Source organism: Streptosporangium sp. NPDC049644 (assembly GCF_040675205.1).
GTDB lineage: Bacteria > Actinomycetota > Actinomycetes > Streptosporangiales > Streptosporangiaceae > Streptosporangium > Streptosporangium fukuiense.
Genome location: NZ_JBFAOJ010000119.1, coordinates 1 through 26,362, shown reverse-complemented (window position 1 = coordinate 26,362; position 26,362 = coordinate 1). Strand labels below are relative to the sequence as shown.

Below are 26,362 nucleotides of genomic sequence, written 5' to 3'. Positions count from 1 at the left end.
GGCGCGGATGGCGTCGTCCATGCGCTGGCTGGTGGTTCTGGAATCGGTGGGCGAAGAGTCTCCCGCGCAGGCAGTCGACGACCTGGTTGAGCCTCCGTGAGTCCTCGCGGAGGAAGAAGCAGAACGCGGCACCTATCCCGGCGAGCTCGCCGTGGTTGGAGGTGCCGGGAAAAAGCTGATCCACGGCATGCAGGATCTCATGGTCTCCGCCACTCGAAGGACGGGAAGATCCGGCGACCACCATCGACATGCCCGACAGGATGAGCGCCTCGGCCAGCACGGTCAGGAACGCGTCGGCCTCGATCGAGTCGGCCCTGCCGATCACCGCCTCCGCCGCGGTGCGGGCCATCGCGCAGGCCAGGCCGTCGATCGGCTCGCCGCGCTCGCTCGCGCCGAGCTGCCAGTCCTCGATCGCCGAGAGGTTGCTGACCACGTCGCCGACCCCGGAACGGACCAGCGAGGCGGGCGCGTCGTGGACGAAATCGAGATCCACCATGATGGCCAGCGGCATGGGCACACCGAAGGAGCCCTTGCCGCCGTCGTGCGTCAGCGAGGCCACCGGCGAGCAGATCCCGTCGTGCGACAGGTTGGTGGCCACCGCCACCATCGGGATCCCGGCCAGCGACGCGGCGTACTTGGTCACGTCGATGGTCTTGCCGCCGCCGATGCCCACGACCGCCTCGTACGCGCCCTTGCGCAGCTCGGCGCCGAGCGAGACCGCCTCGTCCACCGAGCCGTCGGGGACCCGGAAGAACCTGGCCTCGTCGAGCGAGGGAGCGATCACCGAGGTGATCCGGTCTCCCTGGCCCGGCCCCACCGCCACCGCCACCCGCCCGGAGGTCGCCACCCGGCTGTCCGCCAGCAACGATCCGAGCTGGGCGATCGCGCCCCGGCGCACCTCCATGGACAGGGGGGCCGGGAGCATCCTGGCTAGTATCGGCACGCGATCTCCCGCGCCTTGGCGAGGTCGTCGTGGTTGTCTACCTCGACCCACGGAACGTCGCCGATCGGGGCGACCGCGATCTTCTCGCCTCGGGCGACGAGCTCCTGGTAGCCGTCCTCGTAGTAGAGCTGCGGGTCGCGCTCGAAGGTGGCCTGGAGGGCATCGGCGAGGCGCTCGCCGATGCCGGGACGGATGAGCGTGGCGCCGATGTACTCACCGGCGGCCTCGGCCGGGTCCATCAGCTTGGTGATCAGCCGCAGGTGACGGCCGCCGTCGAGGGTGACCTTCATCTCCTCGTCGGCGAGCTTCTTGACGTCGTCGACCGCGAGCAGGATGTCGGTGGTCGCGGGCGCGGAGAGCAGCGTCTCCTCCACCGAGACGGGGTGCACCGTGTCACCGTTGACCAGGAGCACACCCTGGTCGAAGTAGTCGCGCGCGCACCACAGGGAGTAGGCGTTGTTCCACTCCTCGGCCTTGTCGTTGTGCACGAGGGTGAGCTTCACGCCGTGCCGCCGCTCCAGCTCGGCCTTGCGTTCGTGTACGGCCTGCGCCTGGTAGCCGACGATGACCACGACATCGCGGAGATCGGCCGCCGCGAGGTTGCGCAGCGAGATGTCCATGATCGTGGTGTCGCCGTCGACCGGCACGAGCGCCTTGGGCAGCGTGTCCGTGTACGGCCGCAGACGCCGTCCGGCCCCGGCGGCCAGCACCATTCCCAGCAACGCGCACTCCTCATTCGGGTGAGAGCCTCCCGGCGGGCACTCCTAGGCCCCAAAGGTTAGTTGCCTTCGGGCCCTGATCGTGTATTGAAGTGCTCCCACGGCTAAAGCCGGGGGATTCCAGCCGGCCCGGACGCCGCTGTCGCGGTGGTCCGCGCTGCTGTTGCCTGGCGGTCGGCCTTCCGGCCCACGCGGTTGCGTGGTCTGCGCACCCCAGCTCGCACACCCGGTCTGGGCTGCGCGAACTCCGCCCTCCCGGCGGTGAGTACGTTCCTGGCGGCGTTCACGCCTGTTCGGGGGTGAAGTCCAGGCGGTACCTGCGTCCGGTGAGCATCGGCGATCACCGGTTCCTCTGGTTCTCGACATAGCACTCGACCGCATCCAGGGGCGCACCACCTGCGGTCGCCACGAAGCAGGAGTTCGTCCACAAGGTCGGCGGCTTCGACCTCAGCGCCGGGAATTCCTCGCGGAGCAGGCGAGAGGTACGGCCTTTGACGGCCTTGACCAGCCTGTGGATCCCGAATCGGGGTCCACCTCGACCAGCAGGTGAACGTGGTCGGGATGACGTTGAGTTCCACCGGCCACGTCCCCTTTCTCCTCGATCACCTCAGAATCGACTGTTCAAGCCGTTCTTCGATCCGGCCACCCAGAATCGGCCGCCGGTACGTTGGAGCACCACACCACGTGGAACGCGCTGGAAGGCGATGTCGCCGTTCGCCCGGAGCGACACGGTCACCCTGAGTCACCATGCAGAGGGAAGCCATCCACTGTTCAAAGATTCGACTACTCATCAGGTCGGAGCACGCTCGGACCTGGCGGCCCTCCCACGCCGGGCCTACCCCATAGTCAAAGCCAGAGGTCCGCGCCAAGCATCTCCGATCGAGGGTTTGCCGGGTGTTCTCAATCGTGTGCGCCGAGGTCGGCCGCGTCCATCCCGAACCTCGGGGCGGCCAGCCAGCAGGTGATGCTCTCCCAGCAGAAAAGGCACCACAGGTACAGCGAGAGCAGCACGAACATCAGCGTGACCTGCCCGGCGAGGCCGCCGAGGGCGACCAGCAGCATCCTGCCGTCCCAGCCGAGGCCGGATGTGGCCAGCCAGGCCGGCGGGTAGACCCGCTGCCGGAGGCGGTAGACGACGTCGTAGTGGTGGAAGGCCATCGCGCCGAGCAGCAGGAGGATCAGCCACGGCGGCACGTCGTGCGCGAAGCCCACCGAGGCCACGAAGCCGTACTCGGTGAGGCGCAGGATCGGCGGCACCAGCCAGTCGAGCCGGCCGTCGTGCGGGTGGGAGCTGCCCGGACCGGCGAGCAGCAGCGCCACCGCGGGGGCGAAGACCGCCGGCCCGTCGGTGCCGGCCACGCCGACCAGCAGCAGCACCCCGGTCACGAACATCCCGACGATGGCGGGCGGCAGCGGCGGTAGCTGCCCGGCGACCAGCGCGCCCATGGCCCTCGACGGCACCCCGTCGTCCCGGTAGGCGACCACGGCGCTACGCGGCACCGGCGCCATATGCACAGAAACCATGATCACATCCGTTCTTCCAGCCGCACCGCGGAAAGCCCGACCGTTCCTGCCCGCCTCGCGACGGACACCGCCTGCCCCGTGGCAGGCCGACTCGGCGGCGGGAGCCGCCACCCCGGGCTCTCCCGTCCTGCCGCCCGCCCGTCGTCTCCGGTCACCGGCTCAACGACCTGCCCATCCGGCCCGCGAGGGTGTAGGTCGCGGCGATCCCGCCCCAGACCAGCAGCGCGACGAAGGTCACCCGGGCGTTGAAGAGGGCGGCGGTCACCGCGATCAGGGCCATCCGCTCCCCGATGGGCAGCACGATGATCTTCTTGAACCAGCGGGTGGGGGACGCCTTCTCCATGGTCCGCGAGAGCCGCACGATCGCGTTGCCCATGCCCGGCCCGCCGCCGTCCCCGGCCGCCCTCCCGGTGTCCTGCCCGGCCCCGCCGTCCACGGCCCGCACGGCACCGGCACCCGCCGGCGCGGCTCGCCGCTCCGGCTCGCGGAGCGGCACCGGCCGTCTGGCGTCGTCGGCCGGGTCGCCCAGCGGGCCCGGCGTCCTGGCCCAGGCCGCGCCCACCCGGGCCGCGTCGGCGCGCGCCCCCGCGTACGAGAAATCGATCATGTGCCGGAGCAGTTGCAGGATCATCGCGGCCACCGCGAGCCCCCAGATGCCGTCGGGTCCGCCGCCGGTGGCGTCCAGCCCGGCCGCGTACCCGAAGGCGAGGCCCACGTAGACGGCGTACTCCTTGACCCGGTCGAAGGTGGCGTCCAGCCAGGCCCCGAACGGTGAGAAGGCACGGGTGTAGCGGGCGAGCTGGCCGTCGACGCAGTCGAGCACGAACGACAGGTAGAGCAGTACCGCCCCGGCGATCAGAGCCTGCCGGGTGCCCGTGGAGAACCAGATCGCGGCGAGCGCGGCCAGGCCGACGGACATGCCGGTGATCGCGTTCGGCGTCAGGCCGAGTCCGGCGGCGAGCTTCACCAGGTGCCTGGACCAGGAGCTCACCCCGTACGTGGCGAAGAAGCCGTCGTTGGTCTTGACCGCGCCGTCCAGCCGGGCCTCGGCCTCGTCGACCTCCGCCAGCCTCGGCACCGCCGAGTCCACGTCCGCCTGCTCGACCATCCGGTCGCCGTGCAGCCGGCCGAGCCCGGCCGCGCGCACCGGGACACCGGCGCGGACCAGACCGACCAGGAGCAGCTGCGGGGCCTCGCCGCCCTCCAGCGGGCCGAAGCCGCCCGCCTCGGCGAGCTCGGCGAGCGCCTCGGCGGCCTCGGCGAGGCGTGTCAGGTCGGACACGCCCACCTGGAGCGCGCCCCTGAAGGTGCCGCCCGCCTCGCCCACCTCGTGGAAGGAGGTGCCCGCGGCCACCACGTTCCCGCCGTCGATCCTGACCGGCGGGCGTGACGGCCCCGGCGCGGCCCCGTCGGCCTCGCTCACCAGCGCGCGGGTGTCACGGGCCGGATGCTCGGTGAGCATGGCCAGCGCCTCGGTGTGCGCCACCAGGTCACCGGCGACCAGCAGCACGGGGCCGAGGGACGAGCGGGCCACCTTCGCCACCCTGCGCAGGTCGTCGGCGAGCCCCCGCGACCCCTCGGCCCCGATCATGTGGGTGCCGCCGGGCGCGTGGATGATGTCGCTGGAGCGGGCCACCACGTGCACCTCACGCACCGAGAGTGTGGCAAGCTGTCCGGTCAGCCTGTCGAGTAGCGTTCCGGCGGGACAGCGCAGCGCGGACGCCTCGGTGGTGGCGAGCACGACCGCGGCCGTCTGGGAGGTGGCGTGAGAGTCAGGCAATCCGGGCTCCTTCGTATCCGACGGGATCACCGTACGAATCGGGGAGTGCGCACTCAGGGTAGCTAGATCTTGACGGGATAGCACGGGAGCGCGCCGGACGATCAGGTACGCACCCATTACGCTCGCCATATCCGAACTGTCAAAGGAATCTGGTCTTGGCCGAACGTGAACCGCGACTTCGAACCGTCGGAGTGGTCCTGGCAGGCGGCGTCGGCCGGCGCGTCGGCCTCGGCACCCCCAAGCAGCTGCTGGAGGTGGCGGGCCGGACGATCCTGGAACACACCCTCGCCCTGTTCGAGGAGGCGCCGGAGATCGACGAGGTCGTCGTGCTGATGGCGCCCGGCTTCACCGGGGAGGTGGAGCGGATCGTCGAGCGGAACGGCTTCGCGAAGGTCTCCCAGGTCCTGGAGGGCGGCCAGAGCCGCCCGGAGACCACCTGGCGGGCGCTGCAGGCCCTGGGGCCGCGGGAGTGCGACGTGCTGCTGCACGACGCCGTGCGCCCGCTGGCGGACAGGAGGATCATCGCCGACTGCGTCGAGGCGCTGAGGACCTGCTCGGCCGTCGAGGTGGCGATCCCGAGCTCCGACACGATCGTGGTGACCTCGCAGGGGCCGGACGGGGAGATCGTCCGTGACGTTCCCGACCGTGCCACCCTGCGCCGCGTCCAGACCCCGCAGTGCTTCCGGCTCTCGGTGATCCGCGAGGCGTACCAGCGGGCCTTCGCCGACCCCGGCTTCGGCGACCGGCCGCCCACCGACGACTGCGGCGTGCTGCTGCGCTACCTGCCCGAGGTGCCGATCCACGTGGTGACCGGCAGCGAGCGGAACATGAAGGTCACCCACCCGGTGGACCTGCTCATCGCCGACACGCTCCTGCGGCTCGCCGCGAGCGACGTTCCCGCCGCCTCGGCCCCCGCCCTGCGCGAGGCGATGGAGGGCAGGACCGTGGTGGTATTCGGCGCGGGCGCCGAGGTGGCGGAGCTGGCCGGAGAGTACGGCGCCCGCGTGTTCCGCTTCCCCGGGCCGTCCGGCCTCCCCGGGGCGCTCGAAGGGGTGCGCGTCGAGGACCCCGGCGCCGTGGCCGACGCGCTCGCCCACGCCGCCAAGGAGGCGGGCGGGATCGACTACGTGGTCAACGCCCCCGGAGCCGCGCCCTCTGGCCGGCTCGACGCGGTGGACGACACCGCGATCGCCGAGAGCGTGAACGTGCACCACCTGGGCCCGGTCAACATCGCCAGGGCCGCCCTCCCCCATCTCCGCGAGACCCGGGGCCATCTGCTGTTCCACGCCCCCGTCCGGGTCGAGGGCGCCGATGACGGCCTGCGCTCCGCCGCGGGTGCCGCGGTGGCCGGTCTGACCCGGGCGCTGGCGGCGGAATGGGCCCGCTGCGGGGTGCGGGTCAACTGCGTCGTCCCCGGGCGGAGCGACGCCCCGCGCACCGTCGCCCGCACCTCGCTGGACGTGCTCGCCTCCGGTGTCACCGGTCAGGTGGTCGACGCCCGTCCCTGACCGGTTCCCGCCTCGGTGAAGTGGGTCAGCCCGGCTTGCCGAGCCTTCTCGGACTGGTCAGAAAACCCCAGCCCCACGACATGTGCATGGTGACGTAGACCAGCGGCAGCCGGATGAGCGCCTGAACCGGTAGACCGCTGCCGGTGACCGCGGAGCCGGCCAGGATCGCCGCCAGGTAGCCGCCGGGGATCAGCAGGCCCGGCCAGAGGAAGGGGGAGACCACCAGGCCGGCGAGGATGGCCAGCACGGCCAGCGGCGGCGCCAGGTAGCGCAGGTTGATCGTGCCCTCGTGGGTGCGGGCGACCACCCTGCGCCAGCGGCCGTAGTGGAAGTACTGCTTGGCGAGGGCCTTGAGGTCGGGCCTCGGCCGGTAGGAGACGCGCATCCGGGGCTGGAACCAGACCAGGCCGCCCGTCTCGCGGATGCGGTGGTTCATCTCCCAGTCCTGGGCCCGCTGGAAGTGCTCGTCGTAGCCGCCGACCCGTTCCAGGGCCTCCCGGCGGAACACGCCGAGGTAGACCGTGTCGGCCGGGCCCGCGGTGCCGCCGGTGTGGAACCTGGCGCCGCCGACACCGATCTTGGAGGTCATCGCGCGGGCCACGGCCTGCTCGAACGGCGTTACGCCCTCGGCGGCCATGATGCCGCCCACGTTGTCCGCGCCGGTCTCCTCAAGGGTCTCGACCGCGACCCGGAGGTAGTCGTCGGGAAGCATCGCGTGGCCGTCCACCCTGGCGATGATCTTGTTGCTCGACGCGGCGATGGCGGCGTTGAGCGCGTTGGGAGTGCGGCCCGTGGGGTTGGGGACCACGATCACACGAGGGTCGGCGGCGGCGATCTCGTCGGCGACTTCCTGGGTGCGGTCGCGGGAGGGGCCGATCGCGAGGACGACCTCGATCGGTCCTTCGTACCGCTGCGACAACACCTGGCGCACCGCCTCCCGCAGATGGCGCTCCTCGTTCAGCACCGGGATGACGATGGAGATCGGAGGCCAGACACGTGTCTCGGAAGACGACGCCGGCGCGGGCGAGTCGGGGAACTGCTTCATGGCGTCGCTCACGCTACTGTACGAACGGGTACCTCATCGACCCAGCAGGAGCCTAGGGGGCCATGCATGCGTGACCCGCATGAGGATTCGGGTGTGCACGTGGGCGGCGACGCCTACGGCAGCGTCCGATTGAACCCGAGACGTGACCGCAGGTCAGCCAGGGGTGCCCGCACCAGGCGACGCGGTCTCGTCATCGCGGGCACGCTCTCGTGCCTGGTCCTGGGCAGCTCCGGAGTGACCTGGGCGCTGACGAACTACGCGACGACAAAGATCAGGTCGGTCGACGCGGGGCTGCAGGGGGCGCGGCCGAGCACCGGCGCGATGAACATCCTGGTGGTCGGCGTCGACAGGCGCGACGATCTCACCCGCAAGCAGCAGAACCAGCTCAAGCTGGGCCGCGAGAGCGGCGAGCGCACCGACACCATGATGGTGATCCACCTGTCGGAGGACCACCGCAGGGTCACCGTGGTCAGCCTCCCCCGCGACACCTGGACGACGATCCCCGGCAAGGGCCAGCACAAGATCAACGCGGCCTACCAGCTCGGCGGCCCGAAGCTCGCGACACGCACGGTGCAGGCGGCCACCGGCCTGACCCTCCACCACTACGTCGAGGTCAACGTGCTCGGCTTCATCAACGTGGTCGACGCGCTCGGCGGCATCTCGGTCTGCACACCGGTCCCGATCAACGACCCGAAGACCGCGCTCAACCTGGAGCCGGGCACCTACTCCTTCGACGGCGTCAAGGCCCTCTCCTACGCCCGCACCCGCGCCACCGCCCGCTCCGACCTGGACCGCATCGACCGCCAGCAACAGGTGATCTCCGCGCTGCTGAACCAGGCACTGAGCGGCGACACGCTCACCAACCCGATCAGGCTGGCCTCGTTCGTCGACACCGCCCTCGACACGGTCCGGGTGGACGACGCGCTCCGCAAGGACCTGCTCGGCCTGGCCGACCAGCTCAAGGACGTCTCCACGGACGACGTGGCCTTCGCCACGGTCCCGCTCGCCGACGTCGACTACCGGACACCGACCGGCGAGTCCGCGGTGCTCTGGGACAAGGATGCGGCCAAGGAGCTGTTCCGCCGGATCGCCGCCGACGAGACGCTCGTCAAACCGACCAGACCCGCCAAGTCCACGCCCACCCCGAGCGCCTCGGCCTCCCCCTCGGCTCCCGCGCTGACCGTACCGCCCGCGCGGATCTCCCTCCGGGTTCTCAACGGCACCACGATCAAGGGGCTGGGCGCGCAGACCAGGGCCGAGCTGCAGAAGGTCGGGTTCCTGGTGCCGGAGACGGCCGGCAACACCCCGCAGAAGGGCTTCGAGAGGACGGTCGTCCGGTACGGTCCGGGCCGCGAGGACTCGGCGCGCACCGTCGCCGCCGCGCTGCCCGGCGCGGAGTCGCGCCAGGTGGAGAGCCTCGGTGACGCGATCGAGGTGGTCGTCGGCCTGAAACACGAGCCGCCGAAGAAGGTCACCGTGAAGGAGACGGCCGCACCGGCGACTCCGACCGCCTCCCCTTCGGCGACCCCGGCGGCGAGGACGGCCACGGAGAACATCTGCAAAAAGTGACTTATACGCATAACAATCTTCGGCCAGGGCAGTCAGCGAGGCACGGAGGTGATGACCGTGATCTCAACATTCGACGTTCAGACATGGCGCAGCGGCCCCTGCGCGGTCGTGCGGGCGACAGGCGAGCTTGACCTGGCCGTCGCTCCCCGGCTGCGCGCGGAGATCGACCGCGTCCTGGACAGCGCCGGCGTCCCGGGCCTGGTGGTCGACCTGACCAAGGTGCCGTTCTGCGACTCGGTGGGGCTGGGCGTCCTGGTGGGCACCCTCACCCGGCTCAGGGAGGCCCACTGCCGCCTCATCCTGGTGGTGGGCCCCGGCATGATCACCCACCTACTGACGATCACCAACCTCGACCGGCACTTCGAGGTACGCGGCAGCCTGCGCGAGGCGCTGGACGCGCTGGCCCCGAGCCATTCGCCGAACTGAATCACCCCAGCTCAGAGCACCTTTCCCAGCCGAATCACCGCCCTCTTCGCCAACTCTCGCACCACCGCCTCAACCCTTTTCGAGCCCTCCGGCCGAGGGCCGGCACGCGCCACCCGCAAACTGTTTCCTCGAATAGCTGGCACATATACGGGTAGGCATCTACACTTCGCTTCGAAGCTACACGATCACGGAAAGCGATGGTTCGCACCGTTAGGGAGTATCGTGGCTTCAGATCGTCCATCCTTCTTCGCGCCGGGCAAGACGCGACCTGGAGGACGAGCTGAGGCCGGACGTCAGAGTGACACTCCCCGGCCGGATACGTACATTCACGTGAGCCTGCAGGGAAGTGGGCGATGAACGCACTTCAACTCACGAGCGAACACGCGAGCGGCTTCGTGGTCATCACGGTGGCCGGCGAGCTCGACCTGGCCACCAGGCCGGAACTGTCCGACCGTGCACAGGAAGCCATCGACGCCTGCCACGGCACGGTCATCATCGACCTCTCCGGGGTCACCTTCATCGACGCCTGCGGCCTGAGCTCGCTGATCGGCATCAAGCGGTACGCGCGCGAGCACGACACCCCGCTGCTCCTGGCCGGAGCGCCACCCGTGGTCCTCAAGCTGCTGAAGCTCACCCATCTCGATGCCTCCTTCACGGTGATCTCCCGCTCGGAGACGATGGGCCCCCCGCCGGGCCGCCCCCAGCACGCACCGTCCGCCCAGGCGATCACCCCCCTCGCCGACCGGTAGAGCGGCCCCGCCACACCGGCGGAGGCGGCCACCACGGCCGCCTCACGCCCCCGGCCGGCCTCCAAGGTCAGGCCGACTCCCTGACCACCAGGGTCGGCCTCCTGCCCACCTGCGAAGGCGAGGGGCGGCACGACGGGTTCGGCGGACGGCTCAATGGGGGATTCGTCGGCCGATCATCGCCGACCGGCGGTGGATATGCTGGCCGTGTCGGGAAGATCGGCGCCCGATATTTGAGATGACCTTGTCGGTTACAGGGAGTGACCAATGGCACGCTCGGTGGCTGTCGCCTGGACAGGAGCGGTTGTCGCCGCCCTCCTGCTGACCGGTTGCTCCTCGGACCAGCTGGGCGATCGCGGCGGGAAGGAGAACGCGGCGCCTGACAGGGTCGGCGACGTCGACTACATCGAGGTCTTCCGCAACGCCGACAACTTCCCCAACGTCGCCCGGATCTGTGTCGAGGGCCTGGCCTTCGCCAGCACGTCGAGCGGGACACGCGGCGAGAGTGGCGTCGCCAACCCGGCACTGCTCCGCATCCCCGAGTGGGACGCCAAGTGCGCCGAGCACTCGAAAACCCCTCCGTCCCCCAAGCCGAGTTCCTCCCCGGGCTGACCCGGGATCCGTCACGCGGCTCGGACCCGCCGACCGGTCCTGACGGGCACGCTCGCCGGGCCCCCCACTCTCGGTGAGGGAACACATTCGTGAGAGTGCCGGCGGTCCTACGAGGTCTGCTCCTGCCGCTCGTCACCTGTGTCGAAGTAGGTGCTGAGATACTCCTCCGGTTCGAGATCGCTGTCCCGGAGGAGGGAGAAGACCTCCGTGCCCGGCTCGATCACGTCGTCTGACAGCCGGTACGCCTGCGCCAGTCCCAGATACTCGAACGCGGTACCGGTGGCGTACCTCGCGGCCTCGCGCTCCGCCATGACAATGGCCTCGTCGAACGAACCGGCCCTCCACAGGGTGACCCGTTCCTCGTAGGTGTCGTGTGGCGCCCCCCAGCGGAAAACACATCGAACCGCGTACCAGCCGGTGTCAGGCATCTCGATCACACCGTAATGATGCCGGATAACGGGCATCATTCGATCTTCGGCGGAACAGCGGGCGGCCGGCTCCTCCCGCTGTCTGGAAGCCGCCCTGGGCCGGACCGTGGGCCCTGAAACCGTGGGCCCTGAATCGGTACGGGATCGCGGCCGACCTCCGTATCCGGGGCCATCCGGGAACATACGGGGGCACAGGACATGCTTTTACGTTGACCGCATAAGCATCACGCAGTTATGCCGCGATGGTTCGTTATCGATCACTTCACCAGGTCAGATACCCGATGAAGGCCAGCAGGTGTCCACGCACACTCCGATGGCGGAGGTCGAGGCATGGTTCCCTTCCCGGTACGCGCGCTCATGACCGGCGCGTTCACGATCGCACTGAGCACTCCCGTAAGCGGCACGCTCGCCGCCTCGGCCGTACCAGCGGACACATCCGCCGGCACGGTGGACGCACCGAGCCCGCAAACCCGCGCGGACCTGGCGCAGTCGATGCGGGGTGAGGCGTTCGCCAACGCCTCCTACCGGCTCTACACGGCGCAGGCCCAGCGGGAGGGGCTGCCGTCGGTGGCCCGTCTGTTCGAGCGCACGGCCGATGTGGAGTTGGGCGAGCATTTCAAGGAGGGGGCCGCGTTGAGCGGCCTGGTGGGCGACGACGCCGCGAACCTGCGTGCCGCGACGGCCGGTGAGACGTACGAGTCCCAGAAGTCGTATCCCGGTTTCGCGCGGCAGGCCAGGGCCGACGGTGAAAGCACGGCGGCCACCCTCTTCTCCGAGATCTCCCGTGACGAAGGGGGGCACGCGCGGGCGTTCGGCACCGCGCTGCGCGCCGTCGAATCCGGCCAGGGAAACGTCCCCGCACCGCCGAAGGCCAATCCGGTGCAGGTCCCGCAGGGTCCGCCGAAAGTCCACGCGCAGCAGACCAAGACCAACCTGGACACGGCCATGCACGGTGAGGCACTCGCGTACGCCAAGTACCGGCAGTACGCCGAGCACTCCAAGAACCCGGCCGTGGCGAAGCTGTTCCGGGGCAGCGCCGATGTGGAACTGCACGAGCACTTCGCCGACACGGCAGATATGGCCGGGCTTGTCGGGACGACCCGCACCAACCTGACCAAGGCCATCGCCGGCGAGCGGTACGAGTCCCAGAGCATGTATCCGGCCTTCGCCAAACGCGCCAAGACGGCGGGCGACAACCAGGCGGCCGCGCTCTTCTCGAACAACGCCGAAGACGAGGCCGGGCACGCCCGCGCCTTCCAGCAGGCGCTGGACCGACTGCCCTGAGCGGGCCGTGACCGGCTTGCCCGAGAGGGGGCACAGGACTGTCCGGGCGACGCCGTACGCGTACACGCCGTCACCGCTCCCGGCCTCGCCGCTTTCTCCCCAGCCGCGATCACCCGCGCTTCGGGCCGGGCAAGACAGGGAGCGAACATGTTCTTCGGTCTACCTCTGCATCCACTGGTCGTCCACGCCGTCGTGGTGTGCGTGCCGCTCGCGGCGCTCGGCACGATCCTGATGGCGTTCTGGCCGGCCGCGGCACGCCGGTTGTGGCCGGCGGTGCTGTTCGTCGCCACCATCGCACTGGCCGCCGTGCCGCTGTCGACCAGCAGCGGCGAGACGCTTGAGGAGAAGGTCGGAGAGAGCGCGCTCGTCGAAGCCCACGCGGAGCAGGGCGAGCAGGTGCTGCCGTTCGTCATCGTGCTCTGGCTCGCGGCCCTGGGTATCTCCCTGAGGGCCCGTCTCATGGGACACGGCGCGCGGTCGCGTACGGAGCGCACCGGCCCCCGATCGCGGTGGCGTGCCGTAACGGTGGTCGCCCTGGCGGCCCTCGCCCTGATCGGCGGCGTCGTAGGCACCATCGAGGTGGTGCGTGCCGGCCACAGTGGCGCCCAGGCCGTCTGGACCAAGTAGTGGCCGGACTCGCCGAAATCCCCGGCGCGAACGCCCGACCGCCGGCCACGCTCACCGGTCGCCTCAGAGCGTACGAGGACCTGCCGCGTGTCCTGCGCCGAGGGCTTTCTGCTCCGTGCCTTCGATGTCGGGCGACTTTCACCTCAGGCCCGGAGGAACTCGGCGATCGGCTCGGCCTGGCCGAAGATGGCGTGACCGGCCTCGGGGAGCAGGTTCACGGTCGAGTGCGGGATGTACTCCCGGCAGAACTCCCCTGGCATCTTCACGACGTGCTCCAGGCGGAGTTCCGCCCAAGGATCACCGGCAAACGCTAGCTTCGGCAGGTGCGGAGCATGTTGAGCAGGGCCACCTTCTCCTTGCGGGTCACGAAGAGCCGGTAGTGGCGCTTCACGGTGATCCATGAGGTCGCGTACCGGCACCAGTGGGCGCGGCGTTGCGGGCGCCAGCCCTGCGGGCCTTTGCCGCCTTTGGCGATGTTGGCGGAGTGGCTGACGGTGAGCAGTTCGGGGCGGATCAGATCGTTGGCGAACGCGCGCCGCTTGGCCTGGCTCCATCGTTTGGCGCCCGAGCGCCAGGCATAGGCGAGCGGCACCACGTGGTCGACGTCCACGTACTTCTCGCTCTTCAGCCACTTGCCGTCGTACGGGCTGTACCAGAGCCCCTTGACCGGGTGGCAGGCCGCGTCGCGGCGTACGTTCCGCCCGTCGCGGGCCAGGACCATCTCCCGCGTGCTGCACCTGCCCTTGCGGTGCGCCGATCGGGGCTGGAACCGCTCGCGGCTGTAGCCCCGGATGGACAGGGGCCTGGCGACCTTGAGCTGAGCCAGCATGCGCCGGGCGAGGGCCGTGGCCTCTGCCGAGGATCGCTCGCGCGGTTCGGCCGCCGCCTGCGGGGTGGCGAGGGCGGAGGTGATCGGGGTGAGTACGAGGGTGAGTACGGCGACGTGGGCTGTCCGCCTCAGGAAGATCATGGCTTTACCTATACCCGACGACGGCCCCGACCCCCGGCGGCCGACGGAAGCGGCCGGACCCGGCCGGGGCGCTGACGCACTGCGACATGTCGTTCAGCTCTGACGGGCGACCTCCGGTACGGGTTCCTCGGCCGGACGGTAGCCGAGGCGGCCACGGGTCGCGGCGAGCACCACGATCGCCGCCGTGGTGCCCGCGAGCAGGGTGACCTGGGACGCCTGCTCGGCGGTGGCGATCGACGGGAACATGTCCGCGTAGGCGATCGACATGAAGTTGTTGACGCCGACGTGCAGCAGCATGATCAGCGGCAGGCTCTGGCCGGTCCGGTTGAAGACCCAAGTGACGATCACGCTGAAGACGCAGCAGAAGGCGACGAACTCACCGACCCTCATCCAGGTGACGTCCGGCCACCCGCCCCACTCGCTCAGGAACAGCGGCATGTGCCAGAGGCCCCACAGCGGGCCGAGGACGAGGGTGCCGCCCAGCGGGCCGAACCTGCGCTGCATGCGGGGCAGCGCGAAGTCACGCCAGCCGGGCTCCTCCGCCAGACCGGTGGTGACCATCTGGATCAGCAGGCTCGGCAGGTAGGCCGCCAGCACGGCGACAGGCGGCAGGTGGATGTCGCCGTCGGACACCGCGAGACCGGTGGCGATGATGACGGCGGGAACGCCGACGAGGGTCACCAGGTACCAGACCCAGCTGACCCGCCACTTCGTCATCCGCCCGCCCCAGCGACGGACGCCTTCCCTGCCGTCCGCGACCGCGGTCACGATGAACGCGGCGAGGATGGGTCCGAGATAGGCGCCGGGGAGAACGCCGGCGAACTGCGTGGTGCCGAGCAGCGAGGGGAACGTGAAGTCCCACACCCCCAGGCCGGTCGCCGAGAGAATGTAGGGAACCCAGGCGGCCCAGCTCATCAGGTTGGCCAGGACGAAGAAACTGATCAGTGGACGGCTACGGATGAAACCCCGGAGCCCGGTCTGGCTCGGATATCGCTCGACACTCGGCCGGCTGTTGACTGCCATTTCATCTTCCCCTTGGCGGAGCTTGACTGACAGTGATCAGCACACCAGGAGCGGGCCCTCCCGGTCGTTCCCGCGTACACCCCAACGGGGGTACAGCCAGGGGTACCGAGGGGAGAACGCGCAGCTCAGAGCGTTGACCAGGAGAGGGCGGGAAGGCTGCCGAGCAGGCCGGAACAGTGATCGTTCGGCGTCGGAACCAGGAGACGGCGAACCCCGCCCCTGAGGAGACGGAGGCGGGGTTCGTGCACTTCAGGGGTTACTTGAGCAGCTGCCGGGCCATCACCATACGCTGGATCTGGTTGGTGCCCTCGTAGATCTGGGTGATCTTGGCGTCGCGCATCATGCGCTCGACCGGGTAGTCGCTGGTGTAGCCGTACCCGCCGAGGAGCTGGACGGCGTCGGTGGTGATCTCCATGGCGGCGTCGGAGGCGGCGCACTTGGCCGCGCTGGAGATGAAGGTGAGGTCGGCCTGCGGCTCACCGTGCATGGCACGCTCGGACTTGGCGGCGGCGACGTAGGTGAGCTGGCGGGCGGCCTCCAGCTTCATGGCCATGTCGGCGACCATGAACTGGACGCCCTGGAAGTCGGCGACGGCCTTGCCGAACTGCTTGCGCTCCTTGATGTAGCCGATCGCGTAGTCCAGCGCGCCCTGGGCGATGCCGAGCGCCTGGGCGGCGATGGTGATGCGGGTGTGGTCCAGGGTGGCCAGGGCGGTCTTGAAACCGGTGCCGGGGGCGCCGATCATCCTCCAGGCGGGAATCCGCACGTTCTCCAGGATGACCTGGCGGGTCGGAGAGCCCTTGATGCCGAGCTTGCGCTCCTTGGCCCCGAAACTGACGCCCTCGTCGGCCTTCTCCACGACGAACGCGGAGATGCCCCTGGCGCCGACGCCCGGCTCGGTGACGGCCATCACCGTGTAGTACTCCGACACACCGGCGTTGGTGATCCACATCTTGGCGCCGTTGAGCACGTAGTGGTCGCCGTCCGCGACCGCGCGGGTCTTCATGGCGGCGGCGTCGCTGCCCGCCTCCGCCTCCGACAGGGCGTACGAGAACATCCCGTCACCCCGCGCGACCGGCGGAAGATACCGCTGCTTGAGCTCCTCGGAGGCCGACAGCAGCAACGGGACGGTCCCGAGCTTGTTGACGGCGGGGATCAGCGAGGACGAGGCGCAGGCCCGTGCCACCTCCTCGATGACGATGACCGTCGCGAGCGCGTCGGCACCGGCGCCGCCGTACTCCTCGGGAACGTGCACGGCGTGCAGGTCCGCCGCGACGAGAGCCTTGTAGGCGTCCGAGGGGAACTCCGCGGTCTCGTCGACCTCCGCGGCACGAGGGGCGATCTTCTCGTCGGCGAGGGCGCGGACCGTCTCGCGGAGCATCTGGTGCTCCTCGGGCAGTGCGTAGAGAGGGTAGCTCATAGGGAAATAGTAGGACGTCCAACAAACACTGGAGCGCTCCACCTCATGTGGTATGCCCTCCCGCGTTTATGCAGGTGGCAAAGTGGAAGTGCCAGATGCCGATACTCTGGCGGCAAATAATCGGGCAGAACCGAAAGGAGCACCAGTGGCCTACCGCCTGACCATGGTGGGAACCGGATACCTCGGTGCGACGACGTCCGCCTGCATGGCCGAGCTGGGCTTCGAAGTCCTCAGCCTCGACGTGGACGCGGAGAAGATCGGCCGCCTACAGGCCGGTGACCTGCCCATCTACGAACCAGGCCTGCAAGAGGTGCTGCGGCGCAACCTGGCCAACGGGCGACTGCGCTTCACCACCTCGTACGAGGAGGCCGCGGCCTTCGGAGACGTGCACTTCCTGTGCCTGGGCACCCCCCAGAAGCCGGGAGAGTACGCGGCGGACGTGTCCTACCTGGACGCCGCGATCGAGTCGCTGGCCCCCCACCTGACGCGCGAGTGCCTGGTCGTCGGCAAGTCCACGGTCCCGGTCGGCACCGCCCAGCGTCTGGCCGACAAGCTGGCGCGGCTGGCCCCCATCGGCGCGGGCGCCGAGCTGGCGTGGAACCCCGAGTTCCTCCGCGAGGGCTTCGCGGTGAAGGACACCCTGCACCCCGACCGGATCGTGCTCGGCGTCGCCTCCGACCGGGCGGAGAAGGTCATGCGGGAGGTGTACGCCTCCATGCTGGAGATGGGCACCCCGATGGTGATCACCGACTACCCCACGGCCGAGCTGGTCAAGGTGGCCGCCAACGCCTTCCTCGCCACGAAGATCTCCTTCATCAACGCGATGGCCGAGGTCTGCGAGGCCGCGCACGCCGACGTCAAGCAACTCTCCCTGGCACTCTCCTTCGACGACCGCATCGGCGGCAAGTTCCTCAACCCCGGGCTGGGCTTCGGCGGTGGCTGCCTGCCCAAGGACATCCGCGCCTTCATGGCCCGCGCCGGGGAGCTCGGCGCCGACCAGGCGCTGACCTTCCTGCGCGAGGTGGACGCGATCAACATGCGCCGCCGGGCCCGCATGGTCGACCTGGCCCGAGAGCTGGCCGGAGGCTCCTTCCGCAACTGCACCGTCGCCGTGCTCGGCGCCGCGTTCAAACCCAACTCCGACGACATCCGGGACTCCCCGGCCCTGGACGTCGCCGTCAAGATCAGCGAGCAGGGTGGCCAGGTCACCGTCTACGACCCCGTCGCCCAGGAGAACGCCCGCCGGGCCCATCCCCGGCTCTCCTACGGCACCTCCGCCCTGGAGGCGGCCAGGGACGCCCATGTGGTGCTGCTGCTGACCGAGTGGCAGGAGTTCATCACCATGGATCCCGAGGAGCTGGGCTCCGTGGTGGCCTCCCGCAAGATCGTCGACGGCCGCAACGCCCTCGACGCCGAAACCTGGCGAGCCGCAGGCTGGCACTACCGCGCCCTCGGCCGCCCCTGACGTACCCGTCGCCTCTCCCGTCACGGCCCCCGCTCCGCGATACGCGGAGCGGGCCGTGGCGACATCCGACGGCCGGCCGGAGCACCATACGGGACGCGCTCCCCACATCCCGGCATCCGATGCCGCAGGTGGACGAGCGTGAAGCCGGAACGGCGGAGGATCTTCAGGATGGGCGGACGACGTGAACCGCCTCCGAACACGACAACGGGTTCCCGGCATGTGCCGGGAACCCGTTCGAGCGCGCGTTGACCGCTCGGGAGCCTCACCACCACCAGTCCCAGTAACGCCTGCGCCAGCGGCGGCGGTGCCAGCGGCGGCGCCTCCAGCCGCAGCATTCGGGCCGATCCCCTCCAGGAAAGATCATGTTGAAGTTCATAACCCCTCCTCATGCCAATCCTGCTAATCTCCCAACAATCACCATATGCGCTATATCCACATAAACCCACAAAAGCACCCCTAATTTAGTATAAGAATGCTTTTGGGGAATATTGTATTTTCAACAACGCCCGGCCGATCTCACGCGCGTGGCCGATCCCACCGGCGCGGCTTTCCCGGCCGGCCGGATGTTCACCCAGGTCAGGGCGGGGAGTCCGGGTTCCGGGAGGGACAGCTCGGAGGACTCCTCCTTCAAGGCCGGGGAAAGGAGCCGGGCAGGGCCAGGCCGCACAGACCCGGAAGGCCGGACGGGCCTCCATACGGGCACGGCCGACTCGGGGAGGAAAGGGCATGGACCACCGAACGGAAAGACCCCCGTCTCGGACGGGGGTCTTCGAGCCTGGCTCCGTCAGTTGTCGAACTCGCCGAGCTTCACGCCGCCGACGAAGGCGTCCCACTCCGACTGGGTGAAGAACAACTTCGGCCCGTCGGGGTTCTTGGAGTCGCGCAACACGTACAGGGGACCGGCACCGGCCTTGTGCCCCTCGTCGAGACCGTCCACCACGGCCACCTCGACGCAGTCCCCGCCGACGTCGTCGCCCGGAGCCGCCCTGCGCCAGACGGCGTTGCTCAGGTCCGCTTCCATGTCGTCATCCCCTTCGCTCTGAGGCCGCCGATCGCCCGCACGGGCGGATCGCTCCGTAAGGCTCGCACGTCTCCGTCATGTCCTGGGGATGGTCTGTGACGTGCCCTCCAGAAATACAGTACCCGGGCCGCCTTTGACGCCCGCAATGACAGAAGCGTCGAACGGACTCATGGCTAATGCGCGGATACAGAGCTTACGTCAGAGTCGGCGGGCCGGTGACTCTCGCCTGCGCCCAGGCTTCCGAACACCGCCAGTATGGCCGTCGTGATCCCGAGGAGGGCGCGGATCGCGTTCCTCATGATTCTCAACCTCCAAAGTCTCTGTCGATTCCCCCCTTCCCGATGAGTCCTCGTATATCCGTGATGTCACCAAGCCATCGGGCAAAGATGGCGATATCAGGCACCGAGCTGGGCGGCCTCGGCGCGGAGCCTGGCACCCTTGGCGTGAGCCTGTTCCTTGAGAGCGAGCTGGAACGCCTCCATCTTCGCCCGCAGTTCCTCGTCGGCGGCAGCGAGGATCCGGACGGCCAGCAGGCCGGCGTTGCGGGCGCCGCCGACGGCGACCGTCGCGACCGGGACACCGGCGGGCATCTGGACTATCGAGAGCAGGGAGTCCATGCCGTCGAGGTATTTCAGCGGGACCGGCACACCGATCACCGGCAGCGGGGTCACCGAGGCGAGCATGCCCGGCAGGTGCGCGGCTCCCCCGGCACCCGCGATGATCACCTTCAGCCCGCGCCCGGCCGCCTGTGCGCCGTAGGCGATCATCTCCTCGGGCATCCGGTGCGCGGAGACCACGTCGGCCTCGAACTCCACCCCGAACTCGGCCAGCGCCTCGGCGGCGAGCCTCATCACCGGCCAGTCGGAGTCGCTGCCCATGACGATGCCGACGGTGGTCATGTTCTCTCCCTATGCCTCGCGGCCGACCGGCCGCGCGTTCGCGATGGTGCCGTGCTCCGCCCCGGGGCGGCGGCTTTCTGTGCTGCCAGAGCCTTGGGCGGCCTCGAAGCCCTCGCGGGCCCGGGGCCTTCCGGCGATGATCCCAGGGTCTTCGACGACCTCGGGACCTCTGACCGGTGCGGCGGCCGACGACCAGGTGTCCTTGAGGGACAGCCCGGCCTGCCGGCTCAGGTGTATCTTCCCTCGGTGAGGTAGACGGCGGCGTGCCGGGCGCGCGCGCGGACCTCTTCCAGGTCGGTGCCGAGCGCGGTGACATGGCCGATCTTGCGCCCCGGCCGCACCTCCTTGCCGTAGAAGTGAATCTTGATCCCCGGGTCGTGGGCCATCACGTGCTCGTACCGGGAGAAGATGTCGGAGTCGTCACCGCCCAGGAGGTTGGCCATCACCACGACGGGGGCGGCCGGCGCGGGTGAGCCGAGCGGGAGGTCGAGGACCGCGCGCAGGTGCTGCTCGTACTGGGAGGTGCGGGCCCCCTCGATCGTCCAGTGGCCGCTGTTGTGCGGGCGCATGGCCAGCTCGTTGACCACCAGGCCAGAGGAGGTGGCGAACATCTCCACGGCCAGCAGCCCGGTCACGCCCAGTTCCTTGGCGATGTTCAGGGCGATCCGCTGGGCCACCGCGGCCTGCTCGGGATCGAGGCCGGGTGCGGGGGCCAGGACCTCGACGCAGATGCCGTCACGCTGGACGGTCTCCACCACCGGGTAGCTGACGCCCTGGCCGTGCGGCGACCGGGCGACCAGCACGGCGAGCTCCCGCTCGAACGGCACGAACCCCTCGGCCATCAGCGGCACCCCGGAGGCCAGGGGCTCGGCCGCGTCATCCGCGGAGCGGCAGATCCAGACGCCACGCCCGTCGTAACCGCCCCTGATCGCCTTGAGCACGACCGGCCAGCCGTTCTCCGCGGCGAACTCCTCGATGTCGGCGGCCGTCTCGATCCGCCGCCACGGCGGGCACGGGGCGCCGATCCCGGTCAGCCGCTCGCGCATCACCGCCTTGTCCTGGGCGTGTACGAGCGCGTCGGCGCCGGGATGCACGACGAAGCCGTCCTCGACCAGGGCACGGATGTGCTCGGTGGGCACGTGCTCGTGGTCGAAGGTGACCGCGTCGCACCCCTTGACGAAGTCGCGCAGGTCCGCCAGGGACCGGTAGTCGCCCAGGCGTACGTCTGCGATCACGCGGGCGGCGCTCTCGTCTGACGAGTTGGCCAGGACCCGAAGCTCGACGCCCAGGGCGATGGCCGCCTGCTGGGTCATCCGGGCCAGCTGGCCCGCTCCGATCACGCCGACGACGGGTCCGATGGGACTGGCCAAGGAAGGGCTGCTCACGGGGGTTAAGTTTACCGGCACGCGGCACGGGGGCAGGGACCGGGAGCGGCCGGTGGGAGGCGCTCGGCCGATCCCGGCAACCGCTCCCGGTGCGGCGACAGGCCGCCGTGAAGGCGGCTCGCCCGCCAGGAGGCCCTCGTAGGGGAACCGCCCTGCCGGGGCTCTCAGCTCGCCGTGAGGGTGGCGAGGCCGCGGCGGAGACCGGCCGTGGTGAGCCTGGCACCCGTGCCGGCGATCTCGGTGGCGACGAGCGCGATCTCGGTCCCGGTCAGCTCGGCCGCCCTGGCACGGCCGGTGAAGCCGCGCAGGTCGGCCTTGCCGTAGATCGGGTGGGCCAGGGAGGATCGGCCGGAACGGGTCCGCTGCCGGTATTCGATCTCCAGGGCGTGGATGACCAGCGCGCCGCCGTCGGGCAGCCGCAGTGCGCGCTGCGGGCCGACGAGCAGGCGGACGTCCGCGGTGAGCCGGTCGGGCCGTACCTTCTGCGGGCGCCTGACCAACTCGTCGAAGAGGCCGCGTACCGGGTCGTCCTTGGGGAAGGTCACCCCGCTCACCCCCGCGGGGTCGGTCAGGTAGGTCAGGTAGCGCTGCGGGACGAGACGGGCCCTGACCCCCATGGCGGGGTCGTCGGTGGGCACCGCCCCCTCGGTCGGCTCGCGGACCTCGCCCCGTATCGGGATGGGGCCCGCGCCGAGCCGCCACTCGTCCCCCTCATGGACGAACAGGAAGTAGGCCGGGTCGGGCTCGCGGGCCAGGGCGACGAACCAGCGGTCGGTGCCGGCGGCGCCGGGCAGGTAGAACTCCGCCTCGGTGTAGGACTTCCTGGCGGGGGCTGGGCGGCCGTTCCGGGTCGCCTCACAGGCACGACCGCCCAGCGCATGCTCCGCCCAGGTGGTGAGCCTGCCGACGGCCGCGCAGTCCCGGTCACGCCAGGCATCGTCAAGCCTTCTCAGCAGCGTGAAGGCCTGGATCGCCTCCGCGAGCTCCACCCCGGCGGACGTCTCGCGCGACGGTCCGGCCTCGGGGGCGGCGCCTTGCTCGTCTCTCTTCGCGCCGCAGCCGGTCATCATCGACAGACCGAGAATCAGAGCGAGGAGTCGGCGGCGCAAGGGTTGATCCCCGGGGTAGTGGCCGTCGCGTACGGCAGTCCGTCAGGACCGATCACGGTTCTCCAGCGGCATTCCGTGATCTACCGGATTAGCGTAACGTCGGACGAGCCGATTTAACCGGCGTTATGCGATATTTATTGAAATAGCGCTTGATGACGACTATGTGCTCCGGTGGAGCGATGCCGCGCGGAGCGTGGCCGAGCACCGGTAACCTGGCTCGACAGTGTTCGAGGTCCTCCAACGTGGCGGATCAGTGGCCGACCCCCGAAAGGACCGTGCAGGAAACGTGGAGTTTCTCCGACAGGCCTACCGGCGGCTCGCCGAACTGGCGCGAGAACTGGCCAAGTTCGGCACGATCGGTGCGGTCGCCTTCGTGATCGACACGGGCGGCACCAACCTGCTCCGGTTCGGCATCGGCTGGGGGCCGCTCACCTCCAAGGTCATCGCCACGATCGTCGCGGCCACCTTCGCCTATCTCGGCAACCGCTACTGGACCTTCAGGCACCGGGAGCAGAGTGGCCTGGCCCGCGAGTACACCCTGTTCTTCATACTCAACGCCATCGGCCTGCTGATCTCGCTGCTGGTGATCGGCTTCGTGACCTACACCCTGGGCCTGCAGGATCCGCTGAGCTACAACATCGCCATGCTCACCGGCACCGCCCTCGGGACCCTCTTCAGGTTCTGGTCGTACAAGAAGTGGGTCTTCCTGCCCGGTGCCGACGTGAGTCCGCCGGCGGCGTCGAAGAGCCAGGTCAACGGCCACGTGTACCTGCTGAACAAGAGTTCGGAGGAGAACTCGCCGCCGACCCTGCCCCGCTAGGGCCCGCTCAGGCGGGTCCCCGGACGACCCGGTTCCTGCCCGTGTCGCCCACCTCGCGCAGGAAGAAGGCGAACGCCGCGGGACGCGGCCGCACCAACTCCAGGCGCCCCCCGTCGGCGGCGGCCAGCGCCCTCGCCAGGGGCAGGCCGAGACCCGTACCGCCGGCCCCGCTCACGTTCCGCTCGAAGATCCTCGGGGCGAGGTCTTCGGGTATGCCCCTGCCCTGGTCCGCCACCTCGATCACGATGGATCTGTCCTTGGCGCTGGTGGTCACGGTCACCGTGCCACCGCCGTGCTCCAGCGAGTTCTCCAGCAGGGTGGAGATCACCTGACTGATGCCGCCGCCGGTGCCCAGCGCCTGGAGCCCACGCGTGCCCGTCAGCCTCAGCTGCCGCCCGGCCCTGCGGAACGCCGGGCCCCACTCGATGAACTGCTGGTCGAGCAGCGCATCGAGTTTGACGCTCTCGGCCTGCGCCTGACGCTGTCGTCTGGCGGTGGCCAGCAACTCGTCGATAACCGCGGTGAGCCGTTCGGCCTGCACGATGGCGGCCTCGCCCTCCTCCTTGACGATTCCCGGCTCGTCCGCGGCGGCGACGATCTCCTCAAGTCTCATGGTCAGGCCGGTGAGCGGGGTGCGGAGCTGGTGGGAGGCGTCGGTCGCGAACTCCCGCTCCCTGGCCAGGAGATCGGAGATGCGGGTCGCGCTACGGTCGAGCACCTCGGCCACCCGATCGAGTTCCTGGATGCCGTAGCGGTGCTTGCTCGGCCTCGCGTCACCGGAGCCGAGCCGCTCAGCGATCATCGCAAGGTCGCTGAGCGGTAACGTCAGGCGGCGCGACTGCACGATGGCAAGCCCGACCGCGACCGCGAGGGCAGCCGCGGCGAGCCCCAGGATGAGGAAGAGCCATGCGCGGACCTCACGCTCCACCTCCGTCTTGTCCCGGCTGACCGCGACGTACACGCCGTTCTCCGACTGTGCGTCCGCGGTCATCTTCTGACTCTCGGGAGGCTCTGTGCCCACCGTTATCACCTGGGGAGGCGTGCCTTTTGCATAGATCTGAATGTAAAGCTGGGAATACTTACGCTCCAGCTGCTGCTCGTCGATGGGCTGATCCTGGATCCGGGCGTACTCGACCTCCCCCAGCAGGCTCTTGGCATGGGAGGCGAGCTGCTGGGTCGCCTCCTCCTCGATGAGCCTGTTGACCGCCACGGCGAGGGGTATGCCAAGCAGCAACACCCCGATGACCGCAACGAGGAGGGTTGAGGAGAGCAGGCGTCGGCGCATTTCCTACTCGCGCTCGAACCTGAAGCCGACCCCTCGAACGGTTGTGATGTACCGGGGCTTGGCGGCGTCGTCACCGAGTTTCCGGCGTAGCCACGAGATGTGCATGTCCAGGGTCTTGGTCGAGCCCCACCAGTTGGTGTCCCACACCTCGCGCATGATCTGCTCGCGGGTGACCACCTTTCCGGCGTCGCGGACCAGGACCCTCAGCAGGTCGAACTCCTTGGTGGTCAGATGCAGCTCCTTGTCGCCCATCCACGCCCGACGGGAGTCGGCGTCGATGCGCACGCCCTGGACCACGGGCGTCTCGGACGTACCGCGCCGCAGCAGGGCGCGGACGCGCGCCAGCAGCTCGGCGAGGCGGAACGGTTTGGTGACGTAGTCGTCGGCCCCGGCGTCGAGGCCCACCACGGTGTCGACCTCGTCGACGCGGGCGGTGAGGATCAACACCGGAGTTCCATGGCCTTCGGCGCGGATGCGCCTGGCCACCTCCAGGCCGTCCATCTCGGGCAGCCCGAGGTCGAGAACGATCAGGTCGATGCCACCCGACAGAGCCCGCTCCAGAGCCTGCGGGCCGTCAGGGCTCACCTCTACTTGATAACCCTCGCGGCGCAGAGCTCGCGCCAGTGGCTCGGAAATCGAGGTGTCATCCTCGGCGAGTAGTACACAGGTCATGTTGCGATCGTAGGACCTTAGAGGATCGTTTCCCGGGTACAGCGCGCGGTTTGACTCGTCGTTGACCTATCCATTGACCTGGGCAAACACTGATAAATCCCGGATAGTCATCCCGCAACGGCCGAGGCTTTCGGAGTAGGTCTCCCACCTTGGAAGTCCCTCGAAAGCACAGGCGTACCAAAGGATTGACCGGCAAAGCAGAACACGCCCTACCAGAGGGGATCCGGCGGGCGTGTTCTACTCAATTCACCTCAAGAGGGCGACGGCGGCTCGGCGTAGCGGGCGAGGTAGAGCTGCTCCCCGAGACTGTCCATCAGCCCCAGTTCGGTCTCCAGATAGTCGATGTGGTGCTCCTCGTCCTCAAGGATCTCCTCGAAGATGCGGGCCGAGGTGATGTCGCCCTTCTCACGCATCAGGGCGATGGCGGGCCTCAGGCGGCCGACCACCTCAAGCTCGACGTCCAGGTCGGCGCGGAGCTGCTCCGCGACGGTCTGGCCGATATGCAGGATGCCCAGCTTCTGGTAGTTGGGCAGTCCTTCAAGGAAGAGGATGCGGTCGGTGAGCTTCTCCGCATGCCGCATCTCGTCCATGGACTCTTCGCGAGTGTATTTCGCAAGCTTGGTGTATCCCCAGTTCTCCTGCATCTTGGCGTGCAGGAAGTACTGGTTGATCGCGGTCAGCTCCGCGGTCAACTGCTCGTTGAGCAGCTCGATGATTTTCTTGTCGCCCTGCATGGCGGGCTCCTCGTGCTATGCGGTCGGAATCAGATCCTCAGACCGCTTCAGGATCGCACAGATCTTGCGCACGCAAGAAGCGCAGTCGCCACCGGCACCCGTAGCGTCGCGAATCTGGCGAGCACTCTTCGCCCCTGCCGAGATGCAGTCGTGCACCTCATTCTCGGTGACCGCGCGGCAGACGCATACATACACGGGGGTGCGACCTCTCAGGAGCGTACCATAGGTTAGGCACACCTAAAGTAACTCATTTGGTTAGGCTTGCCTACGTGAGCTACGACACACAGCCATGATCTCCCCCATCACGCACGACACCGGACACGCGAACGCGCCCCGGCGCGGGCCGGG

General features: G+C 69.2%; 27 protein-coding genes and 1 pseudogene. 9 read left to right on the top strand and 19 right to left on the bottom strand.

Features of this window, described 5'->3' with window-relative positions; translation table 11 throughout:
* The 5 genes and pseudogenes from AB0J58_RS39160 to AB0J58_RS39140 all read right to left on the bottom strand — a co-directional run.
* On the bottom strand, positions 1 to 925 hold a 925-nt coding region (locus tag AB0J58_RS39160; RefSeq protein WP_364225477.1), incomplete at its 3' end, for an iron-containing alcohol dehydrogenase family protein.
* 5 nt (positions 926 to 930) lie between these two features.
* Positions 931 to 1,665, bottom strand: a complete 735-nt coding sequence (locus AB0J58_RS39155) for a phosphocholine cytidylyltransferase family protein (RefSeq protein WP_030907488.1) — start codon at positions 1,663 to 1,665, stop codon at positions 931 to 933.
* A gap of 337 nt (positions 1,666 to 2,002) precedes the next feature.
* Positions 2,003 to 2,398: pseudogene (gene tnpA, locus AB0J58_RS39150) on the bottom strand (IS200/IS605 family transposase).
* A 164-nt stretch (positions 2,399 to 2,562) separates the two neighbouring features.
* Positions 2,563 to 3,186: a DUF5941 domain-containing protein gene (locus tag AB0J58_RS39145; protein ID WP_364225471.1), complete on the bottom strand. Its 624-nt coding sequence runs from the start codon at positions 3,184 to 3,186 to the stop codon at positions 2,563 to 2,565.
* Between the two features lie 151 nt (positions 3,187 to 3,337).
* A complete protein-coding gene (locus tag AB0J58_RS39140) occupies positions 3,338 to 4,966 on the bottom strand; it encodes a CDP-alcohol phosphatidyltransferase family protein (RefSeq protein ID WP_364225468.1) in 1,629 nt (542 codons plus the stop codon).
* A 155-nt stretch (positions 4,967 to 5,121) separates the two neighbouring features.
* Here AB0J58_RS39140 and AB0J58_RS39135 point away from each other — a divergent pair, with 155 nt between their 5' ends.
* The gene (locus tag AB0J58_RS39135; protein WP_364225465.1) at positions 5,122 to 6,474 is read left to right on the top strand and encodes a bifunctional cytidylyltransferase/SDR family oxidoreductase; all 1,353 of its coding nucleotides are present in this window, start codon (positions 5,122 to 5,124) and stop codon (positions 6,472 to 6,474) included.
* A gap of 25 nt (positions 6,475 to 6,499) precedes the next feature.
* Here the strand turns inward: AB0J58_RS39135 and AB0J58_RS39130 are convergent, their stop codons facing one another.
* Positions 6,500 to 7,519, bottom strand: coding sequence for a glycosyltransferase family 2 protein (locus AB0J58_RS39130; RefSeq protein ID WP_364225474.1), 1,020 nt, complete (start codon positions 7,517 to 7,519; stop codon positions 6,500 to 6,502).
* A gap of 66 nt (positions 7,520 to 7,585) precedes the next feature.
* Here AB0J58_RS39130 and AB0J58_RS39125 point away from each other — a divergent pair, with 66 nt between their 5' ends.
* The 4 genes from AB0J58_RS39125 to AB0J58_RS39110 all read left to right on the top strand — a co-directional run bounded on the left by AB0J58_RS39125 (position 7,586) and on the right by AB0J58_RS39110 (position 10,872).
* Complete coding sequence (locus AB0J58_RS39125) at positions 7,586 to 9,088, top strand: LCP family protein (protein WP_364225462.1); 1,503 nt, start codon at positions 7,586 to 7,588, stop codon at positions 9,086 to 9,088.
* Between the two features lie 57 nt (positions 9,089 to 9,145).
* On the top strand, positions 9,146 to 9,514 hold the full coding sequence (locus tag AB0J58_RS39120) for an STAS domain-containing protein (protein WP_364225459.1): 369 nt from the start codon (positions 9,146 to 9,148) through the stop codon (positions 9,512 to 9,514).
* A 353-nt stretch (positions 9,515 to 9,867) separates the two neighbouring features.
* Positions 9,868 to 10,263, top strand: coding sequence for an STAS domain-containing protein (locus AB0J58_RS39115; protein WP_364225456.1), 396 nt, complete (start codon positions 9,868 to 9,870; stop codon positions 10,261 to 10,263).
* Between the two features lie 264 nt (positions 10,264 to 10,527).
* A complete protein-coding gene (locus AB0J58_RS39110) occupies positions 10,528 to 10,872 on the top strand; it encodes a hypothetical protein (protein ID WP_364225454.1) in 345 nt (114 codons plus the stop codon).
* 107 nt (positions 10,873 to 10,979) lie between these two features.
* On the opposite strand, the gene AB0J58_RS39105 is transcribed toward AB0J58_RS39110, so the two are convergent.
* Positions 10,980 to 11,309 carry a hypothetical protein gene (locus AB0J58_RS39105; RefSeq protein WP_343981231.1) on the bottom strand — a complete coding sequence of 110 codons (330 nt, stop codon included), beginning with the start codon at positions 11,307 to 11,309 and terminating at the stop codon, positions 10,980 to 10,982.
* 321 nt (positions 11,310 to 11,630) lie between these two features.
* On the opposite strand from AB0J58_RS39105, the gene AB0J58_RS39100 reads away from it, so the two are divergent.
* Together AB0J58_RS39100 and AB0J58_RS39095 are read left to right on the top strand one after the other, a co-directional pair.
* Complete coding sequence (locus tag AB0J58_RS39100) at positions 11,631 to 12,584, top strand: rubrerythrin family protein (RefSeq protein ID WP_364225451.1); 954 nt, start codon at positions 11,631 to 11,633, stop codon at positions 12,582 to 12,584.
* Positions 12,585 to 12,731: 147 nt separating this feature from the next.
* Complete coding sequence (locus AB0J58_RS39095; RefSeq protein ID WP_364225448.1) at positions 12,732 to 13,211, top strand: DUF2231 domain-containing protein; 480 nt, start codon at positions 12,732 to 12,734, stop codon at positions 13,209 to 13,211.
* A gap of 143 nt (positions 13,212 to 13,354) precedes the next feature.
* Here AB0J58_RS39095 and AB0J58_RS39090 read toward each other — a convergent pair whose 3' ends face one another.
* From AB0J58_RS39090 to AB0J58_RS39075, 4 genes are all read right to left on the bottom strand, one after another.
* Positions 13,355 to 13,477, bottom strand: coding sequence for a hypothetical protein (locus tag AB0J58_RS39090; RefSeq protein WP_364225446.1), 123 nt, complete (start codon positions 13,475 to 13,477; stop codon positions 13,355 to 13,357).
* Positions 13,478 to 13,521: 44 nt separating this feature from the next.
* A complete protein-coding gene (locus AB0J58_RS39085; RefSeq protein ID WP_364225443.1) occupies positions 13,522 to 14,181 on the bottom strand; it encodes an HNH endonuclease family protein in 660 nt (219 codons plus the stop codon).
* 93 nt (positions 14,182 to 14,274) lie between these two features.
* Positions 14,275 to 15,204, bottom strand: a complete 930-nt coding sequence (locus AB0J58_RS39080) for a type II CAAX endopeptidase family protein (RefSeq protein ID WP_364225440.1) — start codon at positions 15,202 to 15,204, stop codon at positions 14,275 to 14,277.
* Between the two features lie 256 nt (positions 15,205 to 15,460).
* Complete coding sequence (locus AB0J58_RS39075) at positions 15,461 to 16,624, bottom strand: acyl-CoA dehydrogenase family protein (protein ID WP_364225438.1); 1,164 nt, start codon at positions 16,622 to 16,624, stop codon at positions 15,461 to 15,463.
* Between the two features lie 163 nt (positions 16,625 to 16,787).
* On the opposite strand from AB0J58_RS39075, the gene AB0J58_RS39070 reads away from it, so the two are divergent.
* Positions 16,788 to 18,089, top strand: a complete 1,302-nt coding sequence (locus AB0J58_RS39070; protein ID WP_343981327.1) for a UDP-glucose/GDP-mannose dehydrogenase family protein — start codon at positions 16,788 to 16,790, stop codon at positions 18,087 to 18,089.
* Between the two features lie 784 nt (positions 18,090 to 18,873).
* Here the strand turns inward: AB0J58_RS39070 and AB0J58_RS39065 are convergent.
* The 4 genes from AB0J58_RS39065 to AB0J58_RS39050 all read right to left on the bottom strand — a co-directional run bounded on the left by AB0J58_RS39065 (position 18,874) and on the right by AB0J58_RS39050 (position 22,503).
* Positions 18,874 to 19,110 carry a DUF397 domain-containing protein gene (locus AB0J58_RS39065; RefSeq protein WP_343981253.1) on the bottom strand — a complete coding sequence of 79 codons (237 nt, stop codon included), beginning with the start codon at positions 19,108 to 19,110 and terminating at the stop codon, positions 18,874 to 18,876.
* Positions 19,111 to 19,505: 395 nt separating this feature from the next.
* Positions 19,506 to 20,009, bottom strand: coding sequence for a 5-(carboxyamino)imidazole ribonucleotide mutase (purE, locus tag AB0J58_RS39060; protein ID WP_364225435.1), 504 nt, complete (start codon positions 20,007 to 20,009; stop codon positions 19,506 to 19,508).
* Between the two features lie 227 nt (positions 20,010 to 20,236).
* On the bottom strand, positions 20,237 to 21,394 hold the full coding sequence (locus AB0J58_RS39055; RefSeq protein ID WP_364225431.1) for a 5-(carboxyamino)imidazole ribonucleotide synthase: 1,158 nt from the start codon (positions 21,392 to 21,394) through the stop codon (positions 20,237 to 20,239).
* Between the two features lie 164 nt (positions 21,395 to 21,558).
* A complete protein-coding gene (locus AB0J58_RS39050; protein ID WP_364225428.1) occupies positions 21,559 to 22,503 on the bottom strand; it encodes a hypothetical protein in 945 nt (314 codons plus the stop codon).
* Positions 22,504 to 22,789: 286 nt separating this feature from the next.
* Here AB0J58_RS39050 and AB0J58_RS39045 point away from each other — a divergent pair, with 286 nt between their 5' ends.
* Complete coding sequence (locus AB0J58_RS39045) at positions 22,790 to 23,323, top strand: GtrA family protein (RefSeq protein ID WP_364225425.1); 534 nt, start codon at positions 22,790 to 22,792, stop codon at positions 23,321 to 23,323.
* 7 nt (positions 23,324 to 23,330) lie between these two features.
* Here AB0J58_RS39045 and AB0J58_RS39040 read toward each other — a convergent pair whose 3' ends face one another.
* From AB0J58_RS39040 to AB0J58_RS39025, 4 genes are all read right to left on the bottom strand, one after another.
* A complete protein-coding gene (locus AB0J58_RS39040; RefSeq protein ID WP_364225422.1) occupies positions 23,331 to 24,608 on the bottom strand; it encodes an ATP-binding protein in 1,278 nt (425 codons plus the stop codon).
* Between the two features lie 3 nt (positions 24,609 to 24,611).
* Positions 24,612 to 25,280, bottom strand: coding sequence for a response regulator transcription factor (locus AB0J58_RS39035; protein WP_012888073.1), 669 nt, complete (start codon positions 25,278 to 25,280; stop codon positions 24,612 to 24,614).
* Positions 25,281 to 25,531: 251 nt separating this feature from the next.
* A complete protein-coding gene (gene bfr, locus AB0J58_RS39030; protein WP_030907574.1) occupies positions 25,532 to 26,014 on the bottom strand; it encodes a bacterioferritin in 483 nt (160 codons plus the stop codon).
* Between the two features lie 15 nt (positions 26,015 to 26,029).
* The gene (locus AB0J58_RS39025) at positions 26,030 to 26,209 is read right to left on the bottom strand and encodes a bacterioferritin-associated ferredoxin (RefSeq protein WP_084195179.1); all 180 of its coding nucleotides are present in this window, start codon (positions 26,207 to 26,209) and stop codon (positions 26,030 to 26,032) included.
* Positions 26,210 to 26,362: the final 153 nt, after the last annotated feature.